Source organism: Curvibacter delicatus NBRC 14919, assembly GCF_001592265.1.
Taxonomy (GTDB): domain Bacteria; phylum Pseudomonadota; class Gammaproteobacteria; order Burkholderiales; family Burkholderiaceae_C; genus Hylemonella; species Hylemonella delicata.
The window spans coordinates 36,198-42,696 of record NZ_BCWP01000029.1 but is presented as its reverse complement, the minus strand read 5'-3'; the positions used below and the strand labels follow the sequence as shown (position 1 = coordinate 42,696).

Genomic DNA, 6,499 nt, shown 5'->3' with positions numbered 1-6,499 from the left:
ACCCACCATGCGCCCATAACGGGCGCGATCCCGGCTGAGTACCAAGGCGATCTTTTAAGCCCGTCCTACGCTTCGGATCTGTCCAGGTTGATGGGGCGATCGGCTCTCTGGATCTATGGCCATACCCATGAAAGCGTGGACTTCAATATTGGCAGCACCCGCATCGTCAGCAATCCTCGCGGCTACCCTGATGCCAGCGGCGACAGTATCAACCAGGACTTCGATCCAGCCTTGACGTTAGAAATTTGACCGCCTCAGGCCCGCTTGTTGTTTAGGACCTTGTTCTTCGCTTTGAGCAGCACCTGAAGACGACTCATGACAGCCCGATAGCCGGCCTTGGTCTTGGACAGATCTTCCGGTGACTTCCCCTGCAGATCAGCGTTCGGCGCGTCCAGCCAGCGCCTGGCCTTTGTCATCGAACCGAATACGTCAAAGGCAAGTGCGTCCATCGCGTCGAGCCGCTCATAGTCCGGGCTGCCAAACTCTCGGCCAACGGGTGGCATGGAATCCCATTCGGCCATCTCCTTCTGCATCGCCACACGCATGTCCTCGACACCGACACGTACACCTGCTGGCAAAGGAAACATGCCTTTGAGTTCGACGACGGAGCGGTCCTTTTTCAAAGTATGGATCTGCCGGATCCGCGGCCGCTTTTGCTTGGCCGCAAGATGGAGGTCATACGCCACCTGCAAGTGGGCCCACAGCTCGGGCGTCGTTCCAAGTGCCTGGCCCAAGCGTATGGCCATGTCGGGGGAGACGCTGGACTTTCCCGAAAGCAGTCGGGAGATGGTGGTGCGGCCCACACCAAGGGCTCCTGCTGCGTCGGAAACGGGCGTGTCCCCCAAGTACTCGCGGAGGACTTCCCCGGGGTGGGGTGGTGGCGGTTTGCGTTTCAGGTTCATAGATGGAAGGTGCAGCGAAGATCAACCAGTGAATGTCGGGGACATTGCCGTAAGGGTAGCCATTCGCTACAGTTCAATCAACGCCTGAATTCAATCTCAGAATTGATTTCTCTCTCAGATCGCCGGGAAGGCAACGTCACCTCATGAAAATTCAGCTGGCTTCAGACCTCCATTTGGAGTTGATCGAGGCCTTCTTGCCTGATGAAAAACTGGTGGAGCCTGCTCCAGACGCCGACCTGCTGGTCTTGGCAGGGGATATCCACAAGCCCGAGAGCATCATCGACATGTTTGGTGACTGGCCGGTTCCCGTTCTTTATGTCGCCGGCAACCATGAGTTCTATGGCCGGGACTGGATGGCGACCAGGCAATTCCTCAAGGCCGCATCCCAAGGCACTTCGGTGACTTTTCTCGACAATGATGTCCTTTACATGGGAGCTGTCAGGTTTCTCGGCTGCACGCTCTGGACCGACTTCCAGCAAAGGGGCCACACGCAATCGTCACTCATGGAGCAGGCCGGGTCGCGGCTGAATGACTATTTCAAGATCCAGAACGTCGACCGGACCTTGGAACCTCAGGACACCCTGAACGATCACCGCGCTTCAAGAGCCTGGTTGGCTGACGAACTGGAGCGTCCATTTGATGGTCTGACGATCGTAATAACCCACCATGCGCCGCATGCCTTGAGCATTCATCCGCGCCATGCTGGAAGTGTCTTGAATGCTGGCTTCGCCAGTGATTTGACGCCGCTGCTGCACAAGGCAGACCTCTGGCTTCATGGCCATGTTCACGACACGTTTGAATACCGAGTTGGTCGATGCCGGGTGGTGGCTAACCCTGCCGGCTATTGCTTGAACGGGAAGAGTGTCAGTGAGGCGTCTGAGCGCAAGCTTGAGAACCAATTATTTCGCCCCGACCTTGTCCTGGACGCTGACATTGCCTCTGAAGCCATGGGTTGACGCGTCTCTCCCCATTCGGTTTCATTTACGTATAGCCCATCACCGCGGAGTTTTGAATCATGTCTGACAAGCTAACACGCAAGGAAATGGCCATTGATGCCCTCGTCACTCAGGTGCAAAAGATGGTTGAGGAGTCAGGTGATGCGACAGGCTTTGATGCCAGGGAATGGCTGCTTAAGTGGCTTGACAGGCCGCTGCCGGCGCTTGGTGGTCAACGGCCGGTGGAGCTTTTGAGCTCGGAGGATGGGCTAGAAGTCTTAACCACGTTGCTGGCAAGGGCGCAGGCGGGTGCATTTACGTAACGGGCAGCCCACTTGACCGCTTCCAGTCTGAAACTGTCAACCGACCCGCGAGCCTGAAAGACCACTCCTGGCCGGGAGTCGCTGTTCGACCCGTTGCCGACCGTTGGCAGTCCAAGGCAGGCGACGGCTTTGCAGCGGTTGCCGGCGTTCAAATCGTCGAACGCGTCGCCCTATAGCTGTCGTTCAACGCAGGACATGAGCGGCAGCCAACGGCTGGCCGCGCAAAGGCCACAATGACCAAGATCAGCAGCGCGGGTCAGCCCTCGCCACGGGGTGAATCAAAGAATGTCCTTCTAAGGGTTAACGATAGCCATGCGGTCGTCACAGAATCATTTCATTCGCTTACATATAGAGATCACAACTAGGTGATGCCTGTGCTTGACTGGCACACGGTTGGGGGAGCTCTAAAAGTGATTCTTCGCATCAATCGCCTTCGGCAGTTCGGCATCTTCACCGACTACAACGGGTCTGGCATTCAGCAGTTTGGCAGGTACAACCTTATCTATGGTTGGAATGGCACTGGAAAGTCAACCCTTTCTAATGTCTTCTCTTGCCTTGAGCGTCGTTCACTGATTCCTCGCTTTGCTGAGGCGCAGTTCTCCATCGTACTAGACGATGGGACGTCACTCACTGAAGCAAACCTGGCGGATTCACAACTGAACATCCATGTTTTCAATCAACGATTCATCCACGAGAACATTAATTGGGATGAGTCGGTAAAAAGCATTCTCCTCATTGCCAAAGAGAAAATTGATGATCTTCAGGCTTTGGAGAGGAAGAAGGGTGAACTTGGGGAAAAGCAAAAAGCACACGCGGCAAAGCTGACGGAAATCCGTACAAAGACGGAAGCACAGGATAAATTTCTGACCAATGCGGCCAAAAAGATGAAGACGGGTCTTCAGGCGATTGATACTAGCGATAGCTATTATCTAAACTATGACCGCCGCAAGCTCTTGAAGTTCATTGAGGGCCATGGTGAATCGGTTGCAAAGAAAGAGTCCGTGCTTTCTGACGAGAAAGTCATTGAACTAACAAATGCAGCAAAGCCGGACCATCTGCCAAGCATTACCTTCGTCTCAACAGCAATTGAAGAAGGCTACTTCAAGAAGGCCGCAGGTCGCATCCGCGACCTGATTGGAACGACAGCGATTAATCAGGCGATAGAGCGGCTTACAGATAATCCTGATATCCGTGATTGGGTGCAGAAGGGCATGGAAATCCATGAACATTACAAATCAGAATCTTGCGAATTCTGCGGGGAACCGTTCACCAAAGCTCGTGCGGAGGTCTTGGCGGCTCATTTCAGCAAGGAATTCACAGACTTCCAAACGAGATTGAACAATGCGGCGACGTGGATTGAATCCCAAGGCGCCCCCGCTAATAGCCTGCCTGCATCAACAGGCTTTTATAAAGAGTTCGCCACTGAGGCGACGAAGCTAGAAGGGCAATACAAGGAAGCTGCTGAAAAAATCAATGAGCAAATTGAAGGCTGGCGGGAAGCCCTGAAGGCAAAAATCACCGACCCCTTAAAGACCGACATTCAGATTGCGGATGTGTTTGAGGATGATGTGACGAACTTCAATGTGATCTTGTCGTCCATTGTTGATTTAGTGAAGAAGCACAACAATAAGACGGACAACTTCAGTGTGGAAACCTCCAAAGCCAAGAAGTCTCTTGAGCTTCATTTTGCTGCGGCAGAAATTCAAGAGTTTGACTATGCAGGCAATGAGAAGCAGTGCAAAGATTTGGAGGCAACCGCAGTAACCGACAAAAGGGCGATTGATGAGCTTGCCCTAGGGAACCTCTGCACTACCCCGCCCACTCGTTCGTGGCGACGAGTTCAGGGTCAATATCGTTTCGTAGGATGGGATCGAAACAGATGCTGAACGGTTCTTGGGCTCCAGCAAGCCCCTTCGTGGGCCCTCTGCAGCCTCATCCGGCCCCAGTGAGCCCACTGCGGGCGCACTTATCCCGTCGCAGCCAGCAAGGCTTTGCGCGCCAGCCACAGATTGACCAGCGCAAACAGGACGTTGAGCTGCGCGCCGTTCTTGGCCAAGCCTCGATAGGGCGTCTTGCGGTAGCCAAACTGGCATTTGAGTACCCGAAACGGATGCTCACCCTTGGCACGAATGCGCGCCTTGGTGCGTTCCAAGGCATCCATCACCTGGCCAAGAAAAGTGCGCTTGTCCAATGCCCGGCGCTTGCCCGGCCGCATGGCCACGTGCCAAGCGACTTGCTTGCCCTGGTTTTCCGCTCGCTTGTCCACTCCCTGATAGCCCGCATCGGCAAAGACGTCGGTCTCTTGCCCGTGCAAGAGCCGATGCGCCTGCGTCACATCCGAGACGTTGGCAGCGGTGGCCACCACCGTGTGTACCAGCCCTGTCTCGGCGTCGACCCCAACGTGCGCTTTCATGCCGAAGTACCACTGGTTGCCCTTCTTCGTCTGGTGCATCTCAGGGTCGCGCTCACGGCGGGCGTTCTTGGTCGAGCTGGGAGCAGCAATGAGCGTGGCATCCACGATGGTGCCGCTCTTGAGCATGAGGCCACGCTCGGTCAGGATGCGATTGACCGTCTCGAGGATACGCTGGCTCAGGCCGTGTTGCTCCAGCAGGTGGCGAAAGCGCAGGATGGTGCTCTCATCCGGCACGACATCCACCCCCAGGTCCAGACCAACAAAGCTCGCCAGCAGCGGCGTGTCGTACAAGGCTTCCTCCACCGCCGGGTCCGACAGACCAAACCACTGCTGCAAAAAATGAATCCTCAGCAGCTTCTCTACCGCAAAGGGTGGCCGCCCACCCTTGGGACCCGCCTTCGGCGCATACGGCTCGATGAGTGCGACCAACTCTGCCCACGGCACCACACGGTCCATCTGCTCCAAAAACGCACGCTTGCGGGTGCGCTTGGCGCGCAGCTCAAAGCCCGTATACATCGGCGCCTCCAGACTCATCTGCTTCATGTCGCTATTGTCCCATCCCGGCAGTCTGGCAGGAAGGTTTTGCAGACCTTCCTTAGCAATGTCCCTCAGCCCACCTGATCATCTGCAACGGGCAAGCGCACGTACGCGCCGCTGCGATGATCAGGCGCGGGAGGGTGGTTTTAAGATCGAATCGGCGATTGAAGCAATAAGCCACTTCGGCAGTCGTCGCTGCGGATCGCGTTCCGCGAATCGCTGCCGTCAGAGCCACTCGCCGAACTTTTCCACCTTGTCGTCGCCGGCCTGCGGTCGGTCAGGCAAGACCAAGTGCTCGTATCCCTGCCTGACGGCCTGGTCTCGGATCGCGTGCACCCGGGAAACGGCATCTACGAACTCCTGCTCGGTCAGCTTGTGAATGCGATCTGGTGCCAGTAACTCGCGCAGCTCAGACGACTACTCCTGAAGGCAACGACAGCAGAGCGGCCCGCTCGCGCCCGGTCAGTGCGCGAGCGGGCGCGCCAGCGCCTCACGCCAGGCCAGCACCAGCGGCGACGGCGGACGGCCCTTCAGTTCCACGCGCCACAGGAGCCGGACCAGCTTGGGTGCGCCTGATAGCTTGAGGGCAGCCACTTCACGCAGCGCCAGCAGCTCGCGCACCACGCGCATCGGCAGCAGTGCCACCCCCAGGCCGGCCGCGACGGCGCGGGCGATGCCTTCGTTGCTGCCGATCTCTATGCATCGCTGTGGCCGGATCGCGAGTTCGTGCAGCAGCCGGTCGGCCACGTCGCGGGTGCCGGAGCCCGGCTCGCGCAGCAGCCAGATCTCGCTGCTCAGTGTGGCGGCGGTGAGGCGTCGGCTGCGCGCCAGCGGCGAGTGCACGCCAGCGACGACGCACAGCGGCTCCTCGCGCCACGTGTGCGCTGCAAGACGCGGGTCGTGCACATCGCCCTCGACCAGACCGATGTCGATGCGGCAGTCGAGCAGGGCCTCGCAGACCATCTGCGTGTTGCCCTGAACCACTTGCACATCGACGGCTGGATGGCGATGCACAAAGTCCGCCAGCAGTTGGGGCAGCCAGTAGGCACCCACGGTGGTGCTGGCCCCCACCCGCAGGCGACCGCGCTGCAGCCCCACGCGCGCCTGCACGTCTTCGATCGCGGCCCGCTCCAGCGCAAAGATGCCCCGTGCATGCTCGAACACCGCCGCACCGTCCGGCGTCAGTTGCACGCCCCGGGCGCTCTTGGGGCCGCCCGCGCCACGTTCGAGCAAGGGTAGGCCGATCTGGCATTCCAGCTCGCGCACGGCTTTGGAGACAGCGGGCTGGCTGATGAACAGGGCCTCGGCCGCGCGCGAGAAGCTTCGCAGCTCAGCCACAGTGAAGAACACGCGCAGCAGGTGAAGATTCAGTCGCATAACTTAAAGTTA

At 57.9% G+C, this 6,499-nt stretch carries 6 protein-coding genes and 1 pseudogene; 4 read left to right on the top strand and 3 right to left on the bottom strand.

All coding sequences use genetic code 11. The annotated features are described in order from the left end of the window. Window positions 1–249 (top strand): annotated as a pseudogene (locus tag CDE01S_RS18685) (metallophosphoesterase); the annotation flags it as partial. 5 nt (window positions 250–254) lie between these two features. On the opposite strand, the gene CDE01S_RS19255 reads toward CDE01S_RS18685, so the two are convergent. Next, entirely contained in the window at window positions 255–902 is a 648-nt protein-coding gene (locus CDE01S_RS19255; RefSeq protein WP_084382891.1) for a HigA family addiction module antitoxin, read from the bottom strand. 143 nt (window positions 903–1,045) lie between these two features. Between CDE01S_RS19255 and CDE01S_RS13535 the strand changes: the two genes are divergently transcribed. From CDE01S_RS13535 to CDE01S_RS13525, 3 genes are all read left to right on the top strand, one after another. Then, on the top strand, window positions 1,046–1,858 hold the full coding sequence (locus CDE01S_RS13535) for a metallophosphoesterase (RefSeq protein WP_066708483.1): 813 nt from the start codon (window positions 1,046–1,048) through the stop codon (window positions 1,856–1,858). A gap of 59 nt (window positions 1,859–1,917) precedes the next feature. Further along, window positions 1,918–2,160, top strand: a complete 243-nt coding sequence (locus tag CDE01S_RS13530; RefSeq protein ID WP_066708480.1) for an MbcA/ParS/Xre antitoxin family protein — start codon at window positions 1,918–1,920, stop codon at window positions 2,158–2,160. Window positions 2,161–2,528: 368 nt separating this feature from the next. Then, window positions 2,529–4,046, top strand: coding sequence for an AAA family ATPase (locus tag CDE01S_RS13525; RefSeq protein WP_245636173.1), 1,518 nt, complete (start codon window positions 2,529–2,531; stop codon window positions 4,044–4,046). A gap of 80 nt (window positions 4,047–4,126) precedes the next feature. On the opposite strand, the gene CDE01S_RS13520 is transcribed toward CDE01S_RS13525, so the two are convergent. Both CDE01S_RS13520 and CDE01S_RS13515 read right to left on the bottom strand, forming a co-directional pair. After that, entirely contained in the window at window positions 4,127–5,116 is a 990-nt protein-coding gene (locus tag CDE01S_RS13520) for an IS5 family transposase (protein WP_066708478.1), read from the bottom strand. Window positions 5,117–5,572: 456 nt separating this feature from the next. Continuing rightward, the gene (locus CDE01S_RS13515; RefSeq protein WP_200899120.1) at window positions 5,573–6,487 is read right to left on the bottom strand and encodes a LysR substrate-binding domain-containing protein; all 915 of its coding nucleotides are present in this window, start codon (window positions 6,485–6,487) and stop codon (window positions 5,573–5,575) included. Window positions 6,488–6,499 lie beyond the last annotated feature (12 nt).

Bases quoted from the DNA above. Each gene is read 5' to 3' on its own strand.
- CDE01S_RS19255 (WP_084382891.1), bottom strand. From the start codon at position 902: ATGAACCTGAAACGCAAACCGCCACCACCCCACCCCGGGGAAGTCCTC.
- CDE01S_RS13535 (WP_066708483.1), top strand. From the start codon at position 1,046: ATGAAAATTCAGCTGGCTTCAGACCTCCATTTGGAGTTGATCGAGGCC.
- CDE01S_RS13530 (WP_066708480.1), top strand. From the start codon at position 1,918: ATGTCTGACAAGCTAACACGCAAGGAAATGGCCATTGATGCCCTCGTC.
- CDE01S_RS13525 (WP_245636173.1), top strand. From the start codon at position 2,529: ATGCCTGTGCTTGACTGGCACACGGTTGGGGGAGCTCTAAAAGTGATT.
- CDE01S_RS13520 (WP_066708478.1), bottom strand. From the start codon at position 5,116: ATGAAGCAGATGAGTCTGGAGGCGCCGATGTATACGGGCTTTGAGCTG.
- CDE01S_RS13515 (WP_200899120.1), bottom strand. From the start codon at position 6,487: ATGCGACTGAATCTTCACCTGCTGCGCGTGTTCTTCACTGTGGCTGAG.